This is a genomic window from Mesorhizobium sp. J428, from assembly GCF_024699925.1.
Classification (GTDB): Bacteria; Pseudomonadota; Alphaproteobacteria; order Rhizobiales; family Rhizobiaceae; genus Mesorhizobium_A.
This window is the reverse complement of record NZ_JAJOMX010000001.1, coordinates 3,486,928-3,506,910: the sequence shown is the minus strand read 5'-3', so window position 1 is coordinate 3,506,910 and position 19,983 is coordinate 3,486,928. Positions and strand designations below refer to the sequence as shown.

Below are 19,983 nucleotides of genomic sequence, written 5' to 3'. Positions count from 1 at the left end.
TGGGGAGGAGGACACCATGGCCGGCGACATGATCGAACCGATCCCCGGCGATGTCCGCGAGGCGGATCTGGGAACGCACAGGCTGGCCTATGCCGACCTGGGATCCGGGGAGCCGATCATCTTCCTGCATGGCGGGCTTATGGACCATCAGAGCTGGGGCAACCAGCTGCCCCTCGCCGACCGGTTCCGGCTGATCCTGCCGGACACGCGGGGCCACGGCCGCAGCGGCGGTGCCGAGCTGCCCGCCACCTACGCCGCCTTCGCGGAGGATGCGATCGGCCTCATGGACAGGCTCGGACTAGAGCGCACGAGCCTCGTCGGCTTCAGCGACGGCGGATGCAGCGCCCTGCACGCAGCGATCAGCCATCCGGACCGCATCGCCAACCTCGTGCTGATCGGCACGCCCTACAGCCTGTCGAGCTACAATGACGGGGTCGTCGACCATTTCCGCGCGATGAGGCAGGAAGGATTCGAAGCCTCGGCGAGGCCGCTTGTGCAGGAAGTGGTGCGCAAGCTGCGCGCCCACATGACCGACGCCGGGTGGGATGCCTACTGGCAGCGCATCATCCAGGGACTCTGGGTCTCGGAACCCGATTTTGCGCTGTCCGACCTCAAAGCAATCTCCGCCCGCACCCTGATCCTGCACGGCGAACACGAGCGGTCGGTGAGCGTGCAAGGCTCGCAAGACATGGCCGCCACGATACCGGACTGCGAACTCGCCTTCGTCCCGGGCGCCTCGCATTCCGCGGCACAGGACGAGCCGGCCTTCGTCAATGAGGCGATCGCCAAGTTCCTGCAGGCCGGGCGAAGCAGGTAGTCGGCGAGCCTAGACGTCGTTGCCCTTCGCTGCGGTCCGGGCGAACACGCCTGCGCCTCCTCCGGGGACGACGACCATCTGCTTGACCTTGCCCTGCTTGAACGCCCGAAGGAACTTCTCGTAATCCTCGAAGGCGACACAGCCGTGCGATTGGCCCGGCCGGCCGCGCAGGAGCTGGGTGTGGGCGAGGAAGCCGTCGCGGCCGTATTTGTTCTTGCCGTCGACCGGCAACATGCGGATCGCTTCCACCCCGTGGAACCGCGTCTCGCGCATTCTGAGATTATAGGTGTGCGGAGGCGTCGGGCCGTTCATCTTCACATGAACGTATTTGGGGTTGTTGGCCATCTTGCCGATGCCTGATGCCGCCGCCAGCACGCTGCCGTCGGGCATGTAGACCTTGCCGGCGCTGATGTCGTAGACGGCAACGCCGTTGCCGGCGCGCGGCCGTCCGGAGAACAGCTTCTTGAACAGGCCGGGCGACGACTCTTCGTCCTGTCCGCCCTTGACGGTCGGGCGCACCATAGCGACGGCCTTCGGCGCCGGGCGCGAGGAATCCGGTGTCTTGACCTCTTCCTCCGCGGCGGCCTTCCCGACAGGAGACCGGCCGTTCGAATTCGGCCTTTCGGCCCGGCTCTTCGCCTCGGCGTCTGCATCCGAAGTGTCCGCCGCGGGGGCAAGCGGCCGTGCTTGCGGGAGGGGAACGACCTGCGGCAACAGCAGAGCCTCGGCGTCTTCGTCCTCTTCGACATCGACGTCGGCGCCGATGCCTGCGGCGGAATTGATCGCAGCAAGCGCACCGCCTTCGGCGTGAGGAGACGGGCTGGCATAAGCGAGCACGTCCGCCGGAGCCTGCTCCTTTGCAGGGTAACCCAGAGATGCGACCATCGGATTCGCCTGGTCGGAAATGAACCGGTCGCCAGCGGCGTCCGCCGTCGCTTCGGTTCGGTGCAAGCTGACAAACGACGCAACCTGCTGCGTGTGCATGTCCAGATGGTCGAAGCGGGCATACCGCTCGGGGGCTGCCGACGCCGGCACGGGCGCAACGGCGAGCGCCGACATACGCATGAAACGGGAAGGCGAGACCTTGGACATCAGCAACGGTTCGATCGACGCCACGACGGGACGGTGGCGACCGCTGTCGGTGAGACGGCCGCCGTCGGCGGCCTCGGCCAGTGCGGTGCCGACCAGAAGCATTGCCGCCGCGCTCAACGCGATATCGACGACCTTCGAAGCAAACCTGTCAGACCGGCGGGACCCATGCTGGACACATCTCGACATATTCACGCGCACCGCGACACTCGCAAAAGACAACGCCGGTTTGGATCCATGGCGCACGACATATGGTGAATTGGTAGAGTTAATATTCTGTGCAGTAGAGCGGCACTGTGACCAAACAAGGACAGCTCTCCTTACCCGTCGCGTCGAACGTGCGCGCCCGCGTTGTACATCTGAAGGCGGCGGATCGCGAGGGAGGAACAAGGAGAGCCGACCGCTCTTCCAGGCCGGAAGAACCGGCTCTCGCCTGAGCTTGTCGCCAACTGTCGAGCCGGCGACAAGTCACGGCATCGTTCTGTCTGGGCGGCTGAAAGAATGGTACCGTTGCTCGGGATCGAACCGAGGACCTCCGGATCCACAATCCGGCGCTCTAACCATCTGAGCTACAACGGCACTGGGCCTGTCGGCGACGCAGGGCTCATACGTCGTGCCGCGGCACATTTCAAGGCTTTTCAGCCCGGCCGAAGCCACGAGATGCGGCTGCGGGGACGCCAAAAAGAAAAAGACCGGGGGGAGGACCCGGTCTTTTCCATGATCGCCGGCGGGAGGAGGAGCCGGCCACCGACCCGGAGCGGTTGGGAGGAGGAGAACCGCGCGCGGGATTGCTTACGCCTGAGATCGTCAGGCGACCTTGAGGTCCTTCAGCGACTTCTCGAAGGCGGTCTTGAACGGCTTGGCGACGTCCTCGGCGGCCTTCGTGGAGGCGGCCTGGATCTCCTTGGCCTGCTCGACGCCCATCTCGACGCTCTTGCGCAGCCAGGCGGTCTGCAGCTCGATGAACTCGGAAACCGACTTCACGCCGACCAGCGCTTCAAGATGCGAGAAGGCGGCCTCGGCATTGGCGCGCATCGCACCGATCGTCTTCAGCGACAGGTCGGCGCCGGAGGTCTTGGCGGTCTCGTAGGTGGATTCGAACGTCTTCTGGGCCTCTTCGGCGCCGGACTTCAGCTTCGCGTAGACTTCCTTCGTCTGCTCCATGCCCTTCTCCGTGAAATCACGCAGCTGCTCGGTCGCTTTCGAAGCGTCGAAGGTGGGGAATTCAATGGTGTCCTTGGCGGTCTTGCTCATTTTATCTTCCTTCCTAGCGTTTCCTTAAGGGCTCGGACGCGACACGTAATCATCGACCCGAACCGATGATTCCAATATAGACCATATTATTGTGCAGTGCAATATCTTTGTTGCAGTGCAGCGGAACCGCTGCACCGGATTAACCACAGACGCCGAAACCCGCGTCGCGATGCGCACGGATGATGGACGCGGGCGGTCGACTCCCAGTATTAAATGTCTGTTAACTACAACCATTCGCGCGAGGGGTGGAGCAGAGTGACGGTCGAGATGCCGACACAGATCTATCCGTTCATTGACGTCGCCGTGCTGGATCCCGTCCGCTCGCATTTTCTCGCGGGCGACGCGGTGGTGATCCTGAGCGTCGACCTCGATACGGTCGTCTGGGCGAACGGCGCCGGTGCTGCGCTGCTCGGCCATGACGATATCGAGGAGGCGCGCGGCGGCGCATCCAATCTCGGCCTTGCCGCACGGCGGCAGATCGCCGGCATGCCCGGCTTCCCCGCGATCGGCTCGAAGCGGTCGCTCATCGTGCGCGTGACGCAGCGGCTGAGCAGCCATGCGGTCGGCTTCCTCGCCAGCGAGGTGACCCTTCCCGACGGCGCGCTTGCCATCATGCTCGTCGCGCCCGATCTCGAAGCCGGCAGGCGCAGCCCCGAGGAGACAGGTGCGCGCGCCATCCACGGCATCGGCGAGGCCGGACACCATGCCGCCCTGATCGACGGCAGCGGCACGGCTATCGCGGCCTCCCCCGGCTTCATGACGGCGGGCCCCTCCCGCGACGTGCTGGCCGGCCTCGCGGGCGACGTGCGCCACGAGGCCGACCGCCTGATCAAGCGCCTGGTGCCCATCGGCGACATGGTCTATCCGGTGGGGATCGCCCGCCTGTCGGACGACCCCGAGCGCAACCTCGTCATCGTCGTGGACGACCCGCAGCCCGCGGGGACGGAAGACGTTGCCGTAAAGACGGCGGCTCCAAAAAGCCCGGCTCTCCCGCCGTCTCCCCCGGCCAGAGCCGCCGCCGCGCCGGCAGCCGAAACCGACACCTGGTATTTCGACGACGCGCCGACGGCCGCCGCCCCAGCACCGACACCGCTGCCCGAGCCGCTCTTTGAAGACAGCGCCGCTCCGGAGCCAATCGAGCAGCCCATCGATGAGGAAGAGCCTTACATAACTGACGACGAGGCGGCACTGCCCGATCTCGACGGTCCGCTGACGCTCGCGGCGGTCTCCGACATCGCGGCAAAGTTCCTCGTCGACGAGGATTTCGAGGACACGACCGAAGAGACGGCGTCCCTCGATGTGCCCGAAAAGATCGACCAGGCCGAAGAGCCCGAAGGCGTCGAGGACGATACCGGGACCGGCGCGTCCGATGCGGGTGAGGACCCGCAGGCCGAGTTGGCCGAAGCCGCCGAGGATTTTAGCGATACGAACGAGGATATGTTGTCCGCCGGAGAAACGGCCGAGGCAATCGCCCCGGAAGCTGTGGATCGCGACGATTCCGAGCCTGTCGACACTCCATCCGATCTTTCCGGCGAGCCGTCGTCCGAAACCGGCGCGGTCGAAGAGACGCCTGACGTCTCAGAGCCGACCGCCGCGAACGACGATACCGCCGTGGACGATGCCGTGTTCCGGCCGGACCTCCGCTCCGGCCCGGTCCGCTTCGTCTGGCGCACCGACGCGCAGGGACGCTTCAGCGCCATTTCCGACGAGTTCGGCCGCAGCGTCGGGTCGAGTGCCGCCGACATCGTCGGCAAGTCGTTCCGCGAGGTGGCGGACACGTTCGGCCTCGATCCGGACGGCGAAATCACCGGCCTGCTCGACCGGCGCGACACATGGTCGGGGCGGTCGGTGATGTGGCCGATCGAGGGAACGGACCTCAGGGTCCCCGTCGACCTCGCCGCCCTGCCGGTCTATGCGCGCGACCGATCCTTCGAGGGCTTCCGGGGCTTCGGCGTGGTTCGCGTCGGCGACGCCGTGGTCGACGAGGAGGCCACCGGCTTTTCCCTCGGCAAAAGCGGCGAAGCGCCCTCCCCCGAGGCAGCCGCGGAACTGTCCGAGGCAAACGATCCGTTCGCAGGCGAAACCCCGGCGATCTCGGTCGACGCGACGCCGGAACGCCGGCAGACGGACAAGATCATCCGCCTCGCCGAGCACCGTCCCGCCGCGAACGAGCGCGGGCTGACGCCGACCGAGAAGAACGCGTTCCGCGAGATCGGCGTGCGGCTCAAGGAGGCGGGCGCCGAGGCTTCGCCGGAAGCTGAAGCATCCGAACCCACACAGCCGGCGGAGGGGGGACAGGAGTCAGCATCGGAGGACGAGCGCCCCGCCGAGGTCGAGCCGCACCTCTATTCCGACGACCTGCCCGGCCCGGACGAGGAAGAGTGGCAGGATGAGACGCCGGACGAAGCCGACGACGACGGCCTGGTCGAGGACCATCTCGACCCCGGCGAGCCCGAGCCAGACGAGATCGCGGCCGCGCGCGTCGAGGAAGAACCTTCGGATCAGGAGCCCGTCGACGTTGAACTGCACGAGGCCGCGGCTACGACGGAGCCGGCTGCCGAGGCGGATGAGTATTCCCTCGCCGCGGCGGAGACAGAGCACGCCGCGCCTCCCGCCGAAGAGGCCCCGCGCTCCGTCGACACGTCGCTGCTCGAGCGGCTGCCGGTGCCGGTCCTGATCCATTCGGGCGACGTGCTGTATTTCGCCAATCCGGAATTCCACGACCTCACCGGCTACACCTCGCTGTCGGAGCTGGATATGGCGGGAGGCCTCGACGCGCTGTTCGTCGACGGCGAGGACAGCCCGGATCGCGATCCGGAAGACCATCGCCGACGGCTGCGCACCAAAAGCGGCGAGGAATTCCCCGTCGATGCGCTGCTGCAATCGGTGCCGTGGAAAGGCGGCAAGGCGCTGCTGCTCGCCCTGCGCACCTCGCCGACGACGTCGGCACCCGTCGCGACCATCGAGGAACTCGAGGACCTGGAATCGCGCGTCAACGAGATGAGCACCATCCTCGACACCGCGACGGACGGCATCGTCATCATCGGCAACGACGGCTCGATCCGCTCGATCAGCCGGCCCGCCGAGGCATTGTTCGGCTTCGACAGCACCGAGGTCGCGGGCAAGCCGTTCGTGTCGCTGTTCGCGGTCGAGAGCCAGCGCGCTGCGCGCGACTATCTGGGCGGCCTCTCCGACAACGGTGTTGCGAGCGTGCTCAATGACGGCCGCGAGGTGATCGGCCGCGAGGCGCAGGGCGGTTTCATTCCGCTGTTCATGACCATCGGCCGGCTGCCCGGCGCCAACGGCTACTGCGCGGTGCTGCGCGACATCACACAGTGGAAGCGCGCCGAAGAGGAACTGACCCAGGCACGTGCCGAGGCCGAACGCGCCTCCTCGCAGAAGACCGAGTTCCTGGCCCGCATCAGCCACGAGATCCGCACGCCGCTCAACGCCATCATCGGCTTCTCCGAACTGATGATCGACGAGAAGTTCGGGCCGATCGTCAACGACCGCTACCGCGATTACCTGCGCGACATCAACAAGTCGGGCAACCACGTGCTCGATCTAGTCAACGACCTGCTCGACATCTCGAAGATCGAGGCGGGCGAGCAGGAGATGTCCTACGAGGCTGTCTCGCTCAACGAGACGCTCGCCGAGGCCGTCGCGATGATGCAGCCGCAGGCCAACCGCGAGCGGGTCATCATCCGGTCCTCCTTCGTCTCGCGGCTGCCCGACGTCGTGGCCGATCTCCGCTCGATCCGCCAGATCGCGCTCAACCTGCTCTCCAACGCGGTGCGCTATACGCAGGCCGGCGGACAGGTGATCGTCTCGACATCCTACGAGCCGACCGGTGATGTTGTGCTCAGGGTGCGCGACACCGGCGTCGGCATGTCGCAGGGCGAGATCGAGCAGGCGCTCAAGCCGTTCAAGCAGATCAACGCGCTGAAACGGCCGCGCGGCGAGGGAACCGGACTCGGGCTGCCACTGACCAAGGCCATGGTCGAGGCAAACCGGGCGCGCTTCTCCATCAGTTCGGTCCCCGGCGAGGGAACGATGGTCGAGATCGTCTTTCCGTCGCAGCGCGTCCTTGCCGGCTGACATCGCAGGCTCGACCGCCAAGTCCCTGAAAAACATGAGGAAAGTTGTTTAGAAAGTTTCTAAACCACTGAATTCACTACGTTTTCCTTGACGGAAAACGCCTTTCGCTTCATTGAGGAGCCGCGCAGTCAGGATTTCCGCCCCGGCGGCTGTCCCGGCTGACCGGAAACCTCATCACGAAGGGCAGGAGACGACCATGATACGAGCCTTCGCACGCCACGCCGCATTCGCCGGTGTCACTCTCGCGATCGGGCTGGCCGCCTCGGGCGCGTCCGCGCAGACCGTCAACATCTATTCCTACCGCCAGCCGGACCTGATCAAGCCGGTGCTCGACGCCTTCACGGCCGAGACAGGCATCGAGACCGAGGTGCTGTTCCTCGACAAGGGCCTCGAGGAGCGCATCGCCGCCGAGGGCGTCAACTCGCCGGCCGACGTGATCCTCACCGTCGACATCGCGCGCCTCGCCAAGACGGTCGATGCGGGCGTCACCCAGCCGCTCGACGACGCCACCGTCAACGGCAACATCCCCGCCGAATACCGCGACCCGTCCGGCAACTGGTTCGGCCTCACCAAGCGCGCCCGCGTCGTCTACGCGTCGAAGGACCGGGTGAGCGACAGCGCGATCACCTATGCCGACCTCGCCGACCCGAAGTGGAAGGGCAAGATCTGCATCCGTTCGGGCCAGCACGACTACAACCTGGCGCTCATCTCGGCCGCCATCGCGCATTGGGGCGAGGCCAAGACCGAGGAATGGCTGAAGGGCGTGAAGGCCAATCTGGCGCGCAAGCCCGACGGTGGCGACCGCGACCAGGCCAAGGCCATCGCGGCCGGCGAATGCGACATCGCGCTCGGCAACACCTACTATGTCGGCTTGATGATGACCAACGAGAAGGATCCCGAGCAGAAGGACTGGGCGAATGCCATCAAGGTCGTCTTCCCGACCTTCGAGAATGGCGGCACGCATGTGAACGTGTCGGGCGTCGCGCTGGCCAAGAACGCGCCGAACCGCGACAATGCGGTGAAGCTCATCCAGTTCCTGTCCTCGCACAAGGCGCAGCAGGTCTATGCCGAGCAGGTGTTCGAATATCCGGTCGAGCCGGGCCTCGCACCGTCCGACATCGTCAAGGGCTTCGGTGCGCTGCACGCCGACACGCTGCCGCTCGCCGACATCGCCAAGAACCGCAAGGCCGCCTCCGAGATGGTCGACCGCGTCGGCCTCGACGACGGCCCGGCGAGCTGAGGCGGACACTAGTGGATCTGCGAAGGCCGGGTGGGGCGACCTTCCCGGCCTTCGTCGTGACGAGCACCGCATGACACTGGTGGAAAAGGCACATAGCGATCGTTCGTCGCGCGTCCGGCGGCCGCGTCATGCGCTGGCGCTCCTGCCGGCGGTGCTGATCGCGGCTGCGGTGCTCGCACCCGTCGTCGCACTCGCCTTCATCGCCCTGTCGGGCAGCGGCGAGGACTGGCCCCACCTGCTCCGCAACGTGCTGCCGGGCGCCGTGCGGACCACGGCGCTGCTGCTCTTCCTGGTCACGCTCGGCACGGCCTCGATCGGCGTCGTCAGCGCCTGGCTGGTGGTGGCGTTCGACTTTCCGTTCCGCCGTCTGCTGTCCTGGGCGCTGGTCTTGCCCTTTGCCGTGCCGCCCTATCTCGCGGCCTATGCCTTCGCCGAGTTCTTCCATTTCTCCGGCCCGGTCCAGAGCGCGATCCGGGCGCTGTTCGGCTTCCAGACCCGCGCGGACTACTGGTTCCCCGACATCCGCTCGACGGCCGGGGCGGCGCTGGTCATGTCGGCGGTGCTGTTTCCCTATGTCTACATGACGACCCGCATCGTCTTCATCATGCAGGGTCGCAACATCGCGGACGTGGCGCGCACGCTCGGCGCGTCGCCCTTCAAGGTCTTGACGCGCATCCTGCTGCCCGTGGCCAAGCCCGCCATCGCGGCCGGCGTGGCGCTGGTGCTGATGGAGACGCTGAACGACATCGGCGCGTCGGAATATCTCGGCGTGCGCACGCTCACCTTCTCCGTCTATTCCACCTGGCTCAATCGCGGCAGCCTCGAAGGTGCCGCGCAGATCGCGCTCCTGATGCTCGCCATCGTCTTTGCCGTCCTGTGGGCCGAGCGCTGGGCGCGGCGCAACCAGCGCTTCCACTCGGCGCGCGCGACGCAGATGAAGGTCAGGCCGCCGCGCACCGTCCTGCGGGGCTGGCGGGCGCTGCTTGCGACGGCCGCGGCTGCCCTCCCCGTTCTCGCCGGCTTCGGCATCCCGCTCTACGTCTTCGCGCGCTATGCCATGCGGCGGCTCGATCAGTTTTTCGATCCCACCCTCGGCTGGGCGCTGTTCCACAGCGTCGTCGCGGCGACGGGCACGGCGGTCATCACCGTCTCGGCGGCCCTCTTGCTCACCTATGCGCTGCGGCTGGCGCGCACGCGCGAGATGGGGATGCTGGTCAGGCTCGCGACGCTGGGATACGCCCTGCCCGGCACGATCCTCGGCCTCGGGCTGCTGTTCGTGCTTGCCCGCTTCGACAACGGCGTCGACGCATTGGCCCGGCAGTATCTCGGCGTTTCGACCGGACTGTTGATCTCCGGATCGGCGATGGCCGTGATCCTCGCCTGCTCGCTGCGCTTCCTCGCGCTCGCCGAGGGCTCGATCCGGTCGGGAATCGAGAAGCTGCCGCCCAATCTCGACGAGGCCGCCCGCAGCCTCGGGCGTACGCCGATGCAGAGCGCGACGACGGTGATCCTGCCGCTGCTCGGCCCCGCGATCTTCACCGCGACGGTGCTGGTGTTCGTCGACACGATCAAGGAGCTCTCGGCGACGATCCTGCTCAGGCCCTTCGGCTTCAACACGCTCGCGACTTATGTCTACGAGAACGCCTCGCGCGGGGTCGTCGAGGACGGGGCGATCGCCGCGCTGGCCATCATCGCGACCTCGCTGGTGCCCGTGGCGCTGTTGTCGGGCGCCCTGATGCGCGACCGCGAGGCGGAACTCTAGAGCAATTCCAACAGAAGCGCGCAGGGCCTTTTGGTCCGGCCTGCTCCAGGCAAAAAGAGAGGCGCCGATGGCGCCTCAGTCAGATTTGCTGTCACACGGGGCTTGAGCGAATGGCTGGATCCGGCCAGGCCGGACGCAGGGATTTCTCCCTCAAGTTACACACGACTATCAGGGTGGCTTCTTAACAACTCCTTACCGGAGTACGCCGATGTTTACGGAAGTGTACCACCCCTGAAGTCTAGGTAAATTTCGCCGTCATAAATCGTTAACCAAGCCCGGGCTCTAGCCGCGCAGCTGCGGCAGGTCGCGGAAGAGGTCCAGCGCCTCGGGGTTGGCGAGCGCTTCCTTGTTCTTAACGCCCCGCCCGTGCACCACGTCGCGCACCGCGAGCTCGGTGATCTTGCCCGATTTCGTGCGCGGGATGTCGGAGACCTCGACGATTCGGGCCGGCACGTGCCGCGGCGTGGCGCCCGTGCGGATCTTGGTCCGGATGCGCTTCTCCAGGTCCTCGTCCAGCGACACGCCGGAGGCGAGGCGGACGAACAGCACGACGCGCACGTCGTTGTCCCAGTCCTGGCCGATGCAGAGCGCCTCGAGGATCTCGGGCATCTGCTCGACCTGGTTGTAAATCTCCGCCGTGCCAATGCGCACGCCGCCCGGATTGAGCGTCGCATCCGACCGGCCGTGGATGATCATGCCGCCATGCTCGGTCCATTCGGCAAAGTCGCCATGGCACCAGACATTGTCGAAGCGGTCGAAATAGGCCGCGTGATACTTCGCCCCCTCCGGATCGTTCCAGAACATCACCGGCATGGACGGGAAGGCGCGGGTGCAGACCAGCTCACCCTTCTCGCCGACCACGTGCTTGCCGTCGTCGTCCCACACGTCCACCGCCATGCCGAGGCCCGGCCCCTGGATCTCGCCGATCCAGACCGGCTTCAGCGGCACGCCGAGCACGAAGCAGGAGACGATGTCGGTGCCGCCGGAAATCGAGGCGAGGTGCACCTCCGGCTTGATCGCCTCGTAGACATAGGCGAACCCCTCCGGCGACAGCGGCGAGCCGGTGGACGAGATCACGCGCACGGTCGAGAGGTCATGCGTGTCCTTCGGCGAAAGGCCCGCCTTGCGCAGCGCGTCGATGAACTTGGCCGAGGTGCCGAAATAGGTCATCTTCTCGGCCTGGGCGAAGTCGAACAGCACGTTGCCGTCCGGATGGAAAGGCGAGCCGTCGTAGAGCAGCAGCGTTGCGTTCGCGGCCAGCGCGGAAACGAGCCAGTTCCACATCATCCAGCCGCAGGTGGTGAAGTAGAACACGCGATCGCCGTCCTCGACGCCGGCATGGAGCCGGTGCTCCTTGGCGTGCTGGATCAGCGTGCCGCCGGCCGAATGCACGATGCATTTCGGAATGCCGGTCGTGCCGGACGAGAACAGGATGTAGAGCGGGTGGGAGAAGGGCAGCCGGACGAAGGTCGGCTCCGCTGCGGAAAACCCTTCGATCGCGGCCTCGAGCGTCACCGCGTTCGGCAGATCCGTCACCGCCTGCGACGCCGTTCCGAGATAGTCGACGATGATCGCCTGGCGAACGGTCGGCAGTTGCTGCAGGACCGCCTTCACCTTGCCCACGACATTGTTCTGCTTGCCGTTATACCAGTAGCCATCGGGCGCGACGAAGACGACCGGCTCGATCTGGCCGAAGCGGTCGAGCACACCCTGCTCGCCGAAATCGGGCGAACAAGACGACCAGATGGCGCCGAGCGAGGTGGCCGCCAGCATGCAGGCCACCGTCTCCGGCATGTTGGGCATCATCGCCGCGACGCGGTCGCCGGCCTTGACGCCGGCCGCCGTGAACGCCTGCTGCAGCCGCGAAACGAGTGCGCGCAGTTCGTCCCAGGACATGCGGCGCAAGACCTTGTCCTCGCCCTTGAAGACGATGGCATCCCCCGCGCCGCGCATCTTCAGCAGGTTCTCGGCAAAGTTCAGCTTCGCATCCGGGAAGAAGGCCGCGCCCGGCATGCGGTCGCCGTCGACCAGCACGCGCGAGCCTTTTTCTCCGACGATGCCAGCGAAATCCCAGACGAGACTCCAGAACTCTTCCCGGCTGTCGATAGACCAGCGATGCAGGTCGTCGAAGCCTGACAACGGGCCGGCGCCGGCCTTCTCGGCCGCGCGCATGAAGCGCGTCATCGGCGCGGCCTCCACCGCAGCGTAGGAAGGGGTCCACAAGGGCTTGGCGGCGGTCATCGGCAACTCTCTCCCGGAAGCGACCGGGTTATGCATGTAGCGTCCTTCGAGGGCAAGTCGCAGAAATACGTAAGGCTTGTGTGCAACCGTCATTGACCAGCCACAATGGCTTGAAAAGGCACCTCCTTACGATAAACGGGGCATGTCGGCGCTAAATGACCGACATTGAGGATGTATGCCGGCTCCCCTTGTCAGGAAAGCCATCTGGGTGGTTGTCGCGGCCTGCGTCGCGATCGCGCTCGTGCTGGTCTCCCTGCCGCTCATCGCCTCCACCCAGATCGTGCGCACCCGTATCTCGCAGGAACTGTCGGCGCGCACCGGATACCGGGTGACGCTCGGCGAGGCTCCGGACCTCGTGCTGTGGCCCTCGCTCAAGGCCGTCTTCGAGAATGTCAGCTTCCGTCGCTGGGGCGCGCCCGACGCTCCGCCTGTGCTGGAGACCGAACGGCTGGTCGTCAACCTGTCCACCTGGCAGGCGCTGCTCGGCTGGATCGAGTTCGACATGGTGACGCTGGAGCGTCCCGTGCTGCGCGTCGAGCAGATCAGCCAGCGCTTCCACCTCCCCTTCCTGCCCGACGGCGGGCGTCTTGCCGAAATCCTCAAGTCGGCCGGAAAGGACATGCCGCGCGGCGGTCCCGCCCTCGGCGTCATCCGCTTCTCGGAGGGACGACTGGTCACCGCGACGGGCGACCGCGACATTGCCACCGACCTGAGCGGGATGGCCGAATGGGGCACGGCGGCCTCGCCGGCGCTGCTCAACGGCAGCGGCATATGGCGAGGCGAATCCATTCGATACGCCGTGCGCGTCGACGCCCCGCTGAAGCTCGCCGCCCACGACGCGAGCGCGGTGACGGCCTCCTTCGAGTCCGATCCGTTCAAGGCTGCATTCTCGGGCGTGGTGTCGCGCAGCGAAGGCTTCTCCTTCGATGGGTCACTGACGGCGAGCTCGCCTTCCGTGCGCCGGGCGCTCGAATGGTCGCAGACCGACATCCCGCCGGGCGCCGCGATGGGTGCGCTTTCCCTGACTGGCAACGCGACCGGCGACATGAACGGCGTGAAGCTCTCCGACGCACGTCTGACGATCAACGAGAATCCGGGCGCGGGTGCGCTGGAGCTCGCCCTGTCCGGGCCGGTGCCGAGCGTGTCGGGCACGCTCGCCTTCGAGACGCTCGATCTCGGGCGCTTCCTTGCCGCCTTCTCCGCGCCTCTCAGCCAGACCTCGGACCGCCCGGTCTTTGACCTCGCCTTCACGGATCAGTTGAGCCTCGACCTGCGCCTTTCGGCGGGGCGCGCGACAGGCGGCGGCATCCAGCTGACCGACGTCGCCGCGACGGCACAGGTGAGAAGCGGCTTCGCCGCATTCGACATCTCCGACGCCACCGCGCTCGGAGGCGAGATCCAGGCCGGATTCCGGGTCGACCGCAAGCCGGAGGGCGAGATTGGCGAGATGCGGGTCTCGGCGGTCGGGATCGACTGGGCGCAGATGGCGGAGCGGGTCAGTTGGAGCCGCAACGCCCCGCAGGCGAAGGGGTCGCTGAGCGTCGTGCTCAAGAGCCCGATCACCGACACGACCTCCTTGCCCTACATGACCGAGGGCACGATCAGCGGCAAGCTCGGGGCGGGTTCGCTGCAGGACTTCAACCTCGACAAGCTGAGAGCAAACCAGCCTGGCGCGGGGTTCTTCCCGCTCAGCGCGGTCGGAGGCGGCTCCCTCGCGATCGAGGGCGCGGAGTTCAAGGCAACGATCGGCAACGGGGTCGCGCGGATCGATGCGGCCAAGGCGTGGACGTCGGGCGACACCCTGACGCTCAACGGAATCGTGCCCTTCGTCGGCCGCAGCCTCGCGCTCTCGCTCAGCCTCGACAAGCGCGCGCCTGCCGGGGCGCAGCCGGCACAATCTCCGACAGAGGAACCAAGGTTCTTCTTTATCGGAGGATCCTGGGATGCGCCCTACATGTCGGCGGTTTTGGCGACATTCGAGCCGTAGCCGGCGCGAGACCGATTCAACTCAGCGGCGAATCGCTATAGTCTCGCCCTGCAGGCGGGACGCGGAATGTTCAGGATCATTTCCGGCGTATTCAAGATCGTGGTCGTATCGCTGCTGACGGGCGCGGCCCTGTCGGCGCTCGACCTGTCTGCCGCCGACATCCTGATCGAACTCGGCCTCACGCCGGAGCGGACGATGGAACTGCTGCAGCAGGGTGCGGCCTGGGCGCTACCGAACCTCATCCTCGGCTCGATGGTGATCCTGCCGATCTGGCTGGTGGTCGCCCTTTTGCGGCCGCCGCGCGGACCTTAGCCGCGCTCGGCCGCCCTTTCGTCGCGCAGCCGCTGGACCTCGCGGCGTTTGTTGACGATCGAGGCGATGATGACGCCGGTCGCCACGATGCCGATCAGGATGGTGCAGGCGGCGTTGATCTCCGGGGTCACGCCGAGACGCACCTGGCTGTAGATCTTCATCGGCAGCGTGGTCGCGCCTGGGCCCGACGTGAAGCTGGCGATGACCAGGTCGTCGAGCGACAGCGTGAAGGCGAGCATCCAGCCCGAGACCACCGCCGGCAGGATGACCGGCAGCGTGATCTGGAAGAAGGTCTTCGCCGGCGTCGCGCCCAGGTCCATCGCCGCTTCCTCGAGCGAGCGATCGAAGGTCATCAGCCGCGACTGCACGACCACGGCGACGAAGCACATCGAGAAGGTGATGTGCGCCAGCGTCACGGTGAGGAAGCCGCGGTCGAGGCCGACGGCGACGAACAGAAGGAGCAGCGACAGGCCGGTGATGACTTCGGGCATCACCAGCGGCGCGAAGACCATGCCCGAGAACAGCATGCGGCCGCGGAAGCGCGTGTAGCGGGTGAGTGCGAGGGCTGCCATCGTGCCGAGGATGGTGGCGAAGGTCGCGGACAGGAAGGCGACGCGCGCGGTCACCCAGGCGGCATCCATGAGGCTCTGGTTGCGGAACAGCTCGCCGTACCACTTGGTCGAGAAGCCGGCCCAGACGGTGACCAGCTTCGATTCGTTGAACGAGAAGATCACCAGAAGGACGATCGGCAGGTAGAGGAACGCGAAGCCCAGCACGACCGAGGCGATGTTGAACCGGGACCAGGTCGGGCTCATCTCACCGTCCCTCTTCCTGCGCCTTGGCCTGCGCACGCTGGAAGAACATCATCGGCACGACCAGCAGCAGGAGCAGGATGACCGCCACGGCCGAAGAGACCGGCCAGTCGCGGTTGGCGAAGAACTCGTTCCACAGCGTCTTGCCGATCATCAGCGTCTGCGACCCGCCGAGCAGGTCGGGGATGACGAACTCGCCGGTCGCCGGGATGAAGACCAGCAGGCAGCCGGCGACGATGCCGGGCATTGCCAGCGGGAAGGTGATCTTCCAGAACGCCGAAATCGGCGGACAGCCGAGATCCTGCGCGGCCTCGATCAGTGAATAGTCCATCTTCTCCAGCGTCGAATAGAGCGGCAGGACCATGAAGGGCAGGTAGGAATAGACGATGCCGATGAAGATCGCCGTGTGCGTGTTCAGGATGATCAGCGGCTGGTCGATAATGCCGGTCCAGATCAGGAACTGGTTGAGCAGTCCCTCGGGCTTCAGGATGCCGATCCAGGCGTAGACGCGGATCAGGAAGCTCGTCCAGAACGGCAGGATGACCAGCATCAGGAGGAGCGGACGCAGCGTCGTCGGCGCGCGCGCCATGCCGTAGGCGATGGGGAACCCGACGAGAAGGGCGAGGAAGGTCGAGATGCCGGCAATGACCACGCTCGACACATAGGCGTTGAAGTAGAGCGGATCGTCGACGAGCCAGAGATAATTGTCGAAGGAGAATTCCCTGATCCCCTCCCACAGGCCCGAAATGCCGGCCGAGAGGTCGAAGGTGGGCGTATAGGGCGGCATCGCGATCGCCGTTTGCGACAGCGAGATCTTGAAGACGATCAGGAACGGTATGAGGAACAGGACCAGCAGCCAGAGGTACGGGACGGCGATCACCAGCCGGCTGCTGATGGCGCCCCACAGCGTATGCGTCACGACATCGGGTCGCGGAACAGTGGCTTGCGGAAGGGACGTGCTGAGATCGGACATGCGCCTTCTCCTAGCGCGTCAGCACGACGCCGGCGTCGGGCGCGAAGGAAATCCAGGCCTTGTCGTTCCACGTCAGCGGGTCTTCCGTCACGCGGGAACTGTTCAGGGCGCAGGCCTTCACGACCTGCCCGTCCGACAGCTTCACATGATAGACGGTCATGTCGCCAAGATAGGCGAGGTCATACACTTCGCCCTCCATCGCATTGGCCGCCCCTTCGGGCCTGCGCGACGAGACCTTGATCTTCTCGGGCCGGATCGCGAAGGCGACCTCGTCGCCAGCCTTTGCCTCGCCGGCGTTCTCCACGGTGATCTGAGCGCCGCTCGCGCCCGTGATGCGGGCCGTCTTCTCGGCGCGCTCCGCCACCTTGCCTTCGAGCATGTTGACGTTGCCGACGAAGTTGGCGACGAAGCGCGACACCGGCGCCTCGTAGACCTCGGCCGGGGTCGCGACCTGCATCAGTTGCCCTTTGTCGAGGATGGCGATGCGGTCTGCCATCGTCATCGCCTCTTCCTGGTCGTGCGTGACGATGATGAAGGTGAGGCCGAGGTTCTGCTGCAAGTCCATCAGCTCGAACTGGGTTTCCTCGCGCAGCTTCTTGTCGAGCGCGCCGAGCGGCTCGTCGAGCAAAAGCACTTTCGGCCGTTTCGCCACCGAGCGGGCCAGCGCCACGCGCTGCCGCTGGCCGCCCGAGAGCTGGTGGGGCTTGCGCTGCGCGAACTGCTCGAGCTTGACCAGCTTGAGCATCTCGGCGACGCGCTTGTCGATCTCGGCCTTCGCCACGCCTTCCTGCTTCAGACCGAAGCCGATGTTCTGCGCCACCGTCATGTGCGGGAACAGCGCATAGGACTGGAACATCATGTTGAGCGGTCGCTTGTAGGGCGGGATGCCGCGCAGGTCCTGCCCGTCCAGCAGGATGCGCCCCGACGTCGGCTCGTCAAAGCCGGCAAGCATGCGCAGCAGCGTCGACTTGCCCGAACCTGACCCGCCCAGAAGCGCGAAGAACTCGCGCTCGTAGATGGCGAGCGACAGGTTGTTGACCGCGACGAAGTCGGAGAACTTCTTCGTGACGTTCTCGAAGACAATGTAAGGCTTCGCCGTCGCGTCCGTCCAGGGCGCGAAGCTTCTGCGAATGCTGCCGAGCGATTTCATGTGGCGTCCCCCGCCCCCTATTCCCGAAGAAAAAAGCCCCGGGAGAGCCGGGGCTTTCTCATGTCACTGTCCAGAAACGATCTTGGTCCAGCTCCGGGTGATCAGCCGCTGCGTCTTCGGATCGTAAGGCAGCGTGATGAAGAGCTTCGCCATCGTCGCCTCATCCGGATAGATGGCGGGGTCGTCGAGCACCTCCTTGTCGAGAAGCTCCTGCGAGGCCTTGTTGCCGTTGGCGTAGAAGACGTAGTTGGAGGCCTTGGCGGCCACTTCCGGCTTCATGATGTAGTTGATGAAGGCATGCGCCTCGTCGACATGCTTGGCGTCCGCCGGGATCGCCAGTTGGTCGAACCACATCTCCGCGCCTTCCGCGGGGATGGAATAGGCGATCTCGACGCCCTGGTCGGCCTCTGCTGCGCGGTCGCGCGCCTGGAACACGTCGCCCGACCAGCCGACGGCGAGGCAGATGTCGCCATTGGCGAGCGCGTTGATGTATTCGGACGAGTGGAACTTGCGCACGTAGGGCCGGATGGCCAGCAGCAGTTCCTCGGCCTTGGCGAGCTCGGCCGGGTCACGGCTGTCCGGATTGAGGCCGAGGAAGTTCAGGGCCGTCGGGATGATCTCCTGCGGCGCGTCGAGCATATAGACGCCGCACTCGTTGAGCTTCTTCATCGCTTCCGGATCGAACACCGTCTTCCACGAGTCGATCTTGTCGACGCCGAGCGCGTCCTGGATCTTCTTGACGTTGTAGCCGATGCCGGTCGTGCCCCACATGTAGTTGACCGAATAGGCGTTGTCCGGATCGTATTTCGCCGTCTGGGTGGCCACCACGTCCCACATGTTGGAGATGTTCGGCAGCTTCGCCTTGTCGAGCTTCTGGAACACGCCGGCCTCGATCTGGCGCGCGAGGAACGCACCGGTGGGAACGACGACGTCGTAGCCGGTACCGCCCGCGAGCAGCTTGGTTTCGAGGATCTCGTTGGAATCGAACACGTCGTAGACGACCTTGATCCCGGTCTCCTTGGTGAAGTCCTCGAGGATGGAATCGTCGATATAGTCAGACCAGTTGTAGACGTTGACGACTTTTTCCTGAGCGAAGGCGCCGAAGGCGAAGATGCTTGCCAGTGCGGTCGCGGCCGTGATCCCGATTGCCTTGCGCATCGAGTATTCTCCTCTGTCTTAACCCCAATCCCGGCTCCCACAGCGGTCCTTCAGGGCCGGGTTTGAATCCAGCCTATTGGCGTTTTCGCAGTGCGGCAAGCCTCGAAATCCAGGACGGAACGGCAACCGGCCAGAGGCCGCCCAGGGGACCTCAGCGCGGCGCGGGCATGCCGGTGACGCCCGGCTTGCGCGGCTGCGCCTGGCGGCGGAATTCGAGCGCGATGTGGACGAGAAGGGCAGCGAAGATCACCGTCCCGCCGAGCACGGTGCGCGCCGACGGCGTTTCGCCGTGGATCAGCCACACCCAGACCGGGCCGAGGACGGTTTCGAGTGTCCCGAGAAGCGCTGCGAAGGCAGCTGGAATCAGCCGCGCGCCCGTGGCGAACAGCGCAAGGCCGAGACCGAGATTGAGCGCGCCGAAGGCGAACAGCCACGCCATGTCGACGCCGCTCACCATGACGGTCGAGGCCTGCGTCGCGGCGAAGGCAGCCGCGATGAGCGTGCCGAGACAGGTCGCCGGCGTCATGCGCACATGGGCGAACCGGCGGGTCATCACGGTGGCCGAGGAGAAGGCGACCGCGATCAGCAGCGCCAGCCCGTCGCCGATTGGCGACACGTCGCCGGTGAAGGATTCAGACACCATGATCGCTACGCCTGCGATCACCGCGGCAATGGCGAACCAGGTTGGAAGCGAGACACGCTCGCGGAAGATGATCCAGCCCATCAGGGCGGCAAGCAGCGGCACGCCGGCCTGCATCAGTACCACGTTCGCGACCGTCGTGTAGGCGAGCGCCACGACGAAGCTGGTCGAGGCGATCGCGAAGCACATGCCCACGGCGACACCCGGCAGACCCATTTTCCTGAACAGCGCCAGCGTGCCGCGCACGCCGTCGCGCCAGACCATGAAGCCGATCAGGAACGCGGCCGCCCAGACCGAGCGCCAGAACACGACGGTCCAGCTGTCGCCCGCTTCGACGAACCGCGCGATCGCCCCGCCGAAGCTCCAGAACAGAGCAGACAGCGTGACCAGGATGAACCCCAGCCTCTCGTCGCCGCGCTTCGGCGAAGCCTGAACTGCCGTCTCTGCCAT

Annotated in this window: 14 protein-coding genes and 1 tRNA gene; 6 read left to right on the top strand and 9 right to left on the bottom strand. The window is 65.9% G+C overall.

All coding sequences use genetic code 11. From position 1 onward, the window contains the following. The first annotated feature begins 16 nt into the window (after nt 1-16). Nucleotides 17-817, top strand: coding sequence for an alpha/beta fold hydrolase (locus LRS09_RS17565; RefSeq protein ID WP_257808138.1), 801 nt, complete (start codon nt 17-19; stop codon nt 815-817). Between the two features lie 9 nt (nt 818-826). Here LRS09_RS17565 and LRS09_RS17560 read toward each other — a convergent pair whose 3' ends face one another. From LRS09_RS17560 to LRS09_RS17550, 3 genes are all read right to left on the bottom strand, one after another. After that, nucleotides 827-2,026 (bottom strand): tlde1 domain-containing protein, encoded by a 1,200-nt coding sequence (locus tag LRS09_RS17560; RefSeq protein WP_257808137.1) that lies wholly within the window; start codon nt 2,024-2,026, stop codon nt 827-829. Nucleotides 2,027-2,408: 382 nt separating this feature from the next. Next, nucleotides 2,409-2,485, bottom strand: a tRNA-His gene (locus LRS09_RS17555). 228 nt (nt 2,486-2,713) lie between these two features. Next, nucleotides 2,714-3,160, bottom strand: a complete 447-nt coding sequence (locus LRS09_RS17550; RefSeq protein WP_257808136.1) for a phasin — start codon at nt 3,158-3,160, stop codon at nt 2,714-2,716. A 213-nt stretch (nt 3,161-3,373) separates the two neighbouring features. On the opposite strand from LRS09_RS17550, the gene LRS09_RS17545 reads away from it, so the two are divergent. The 3 genes from LRS09_RS17545 to LRS09_RS17535 all read left to right on the top strand — a co-directional run bounded on the left by LRS09_RS17545 (nt 3,374) and on the right by LRS09_RS17535 (nt 10,260). After that, a complete protein-coding gene (locus tag LRS09_RS17545; RefSeq protein ID WP_257808134.1) occupies nt 3,374-7,258 on the top strand; it encodes a PAS domain S-box protein in 3,885 nt (1,294 codons plus the stop codon). 196 nt (nt 7,259-7,454) lie between these two features. Continuing rightward, on the top strand, nt 7,455-8,498 hold the full coding sequence (locus tag LRS09_RS17540; protein ID WP_257808133.1) for a Fe(3+) ABC transporter substrate-binding protein: 1,044 nt from the start codon (nt 7,455-7,457) through the stop codon (nt 8,496-8,498). A gap of 70 nt (nt 8,499-8,568) precedes the next feature. Then, the gene (locus tag LRS09_RS17535) at nt 8,569-10,260 is read left to right on the top strand and encodes an iron ABC transporter permease (RefSeq protein WP_257808132.1); all 1,692 of its coding nucleotides are present in this window, start codon (nt 8,569-8,571) and stop codon (nt 10,258-10,260) included. A gap of 282 nt (nt 10,261-10,542) precedes the next feature. On the opposite strand, the gene LRS09_RS17530 is transcribed toward LRS09_RS17535, so the two are convergent. Beyond that, on the bottom strand, nt 10,543-12,501 hold the full coding sequence (locus LRS09_RS17530) for an acetoacetate--CoA ligase (RefSeq protein ID WP_257808131.1): 1,959 nt from the start codon (nt 12,499-12,501) through the stop codon (nt 10,543-10,545). Nucleotides 12,502-12,676: 175 nt separating this feature from the next. Between LRS09_RS17530 and LRS09_RS17525 the strand changes: the two genes are divergently transcribed. Beyond that, nucleotides 12,677-14,488, top strand: coding sequence for an AsmA-like C-terminal region-containing protein (locus LRS09_RS17525; RefSeq protein WP_257808130.1), 1,812 nt, complete (start codon nt 12,677-12,679; stop codon nt 14,486-14,488). Nucleotides 14,489-14,554: 66 nt separating this feature from the next. Beyond that, a complete protein-coding gene (locus LRS09_RS17520) occupies nt 14,555-14,800 on the top strand; it encodes a DUF6460 domain-containing protein (RefSeq protein WP_257808128.1) in 246 nt (81 codons plus the stop codon). On the opposite strand, the gene LRS09_RS17515 is transcribed toward LRS09_RS17520, so the two are convergent. The 5 genes from LRS09_RS17515 to LRS09_RS17495 form a co-directional block, all read right to left on the bottom strand. Then, nucleotides 14,797-15,615, bottom strand: coding sequence for an ABC transporter permease subunit (locus tag LRS09_RS17515; RefSeq protein ID WP_257808126.1), 819 nt, complete (start codon nt 15,613-15,615; stop codon nt 14,797-14,799). The two genes, LRS09_RS17520 and LRS09_RS17515, sit on opposite strands and share 4 nt — an antisense overlap. Before the next feature lies 1 nt (nt 15,616). Beyond that, complete coding sequence (locus LRS09_RS17510; protein WP_257808125.1) at nt 15,617-16,585, bottom strand: ABC transporter permease subunit; 969 nt, start codon at nt 16,583-16,585, stop codon at nt 15,617-15,619. 10 nt (nt 16,586-16,595) lie between these two features. Beyond that, a complete protein-coding gene (locus LRS09_RS17505) occupies nt 16,596-17,735 on the bottom strand; it encodes an ABC transporter ATP-binding protein (RefSeq protein WP_257808124.1) in 1,140 nt (379 codons plus the stop codon). Between the two features lie 63 nt (nt 17,736-17,798). Beyond that, nucleotides 17,799-18,893, bottom strand: coding sequence for a polyamine ABC transporter substrate-binding protein (locus LRS09_RS17500; RefSeq protein ID WP_257808123.1), 1,095 nt, complete (start codon nt 18,891-18,893; stop codon nt 17,799-17,801). 151 nt (nt 18,894-19,044) lie between these two features. Next, complete coding sequence (locus LRS09_RS17495) at nt 19,045-19,983, bottom strand: DMT family transporter (protein WP_257808121.1); 939 nt, start codon at nt 19,981-19,983, stop codon at nt 19,045-19,047.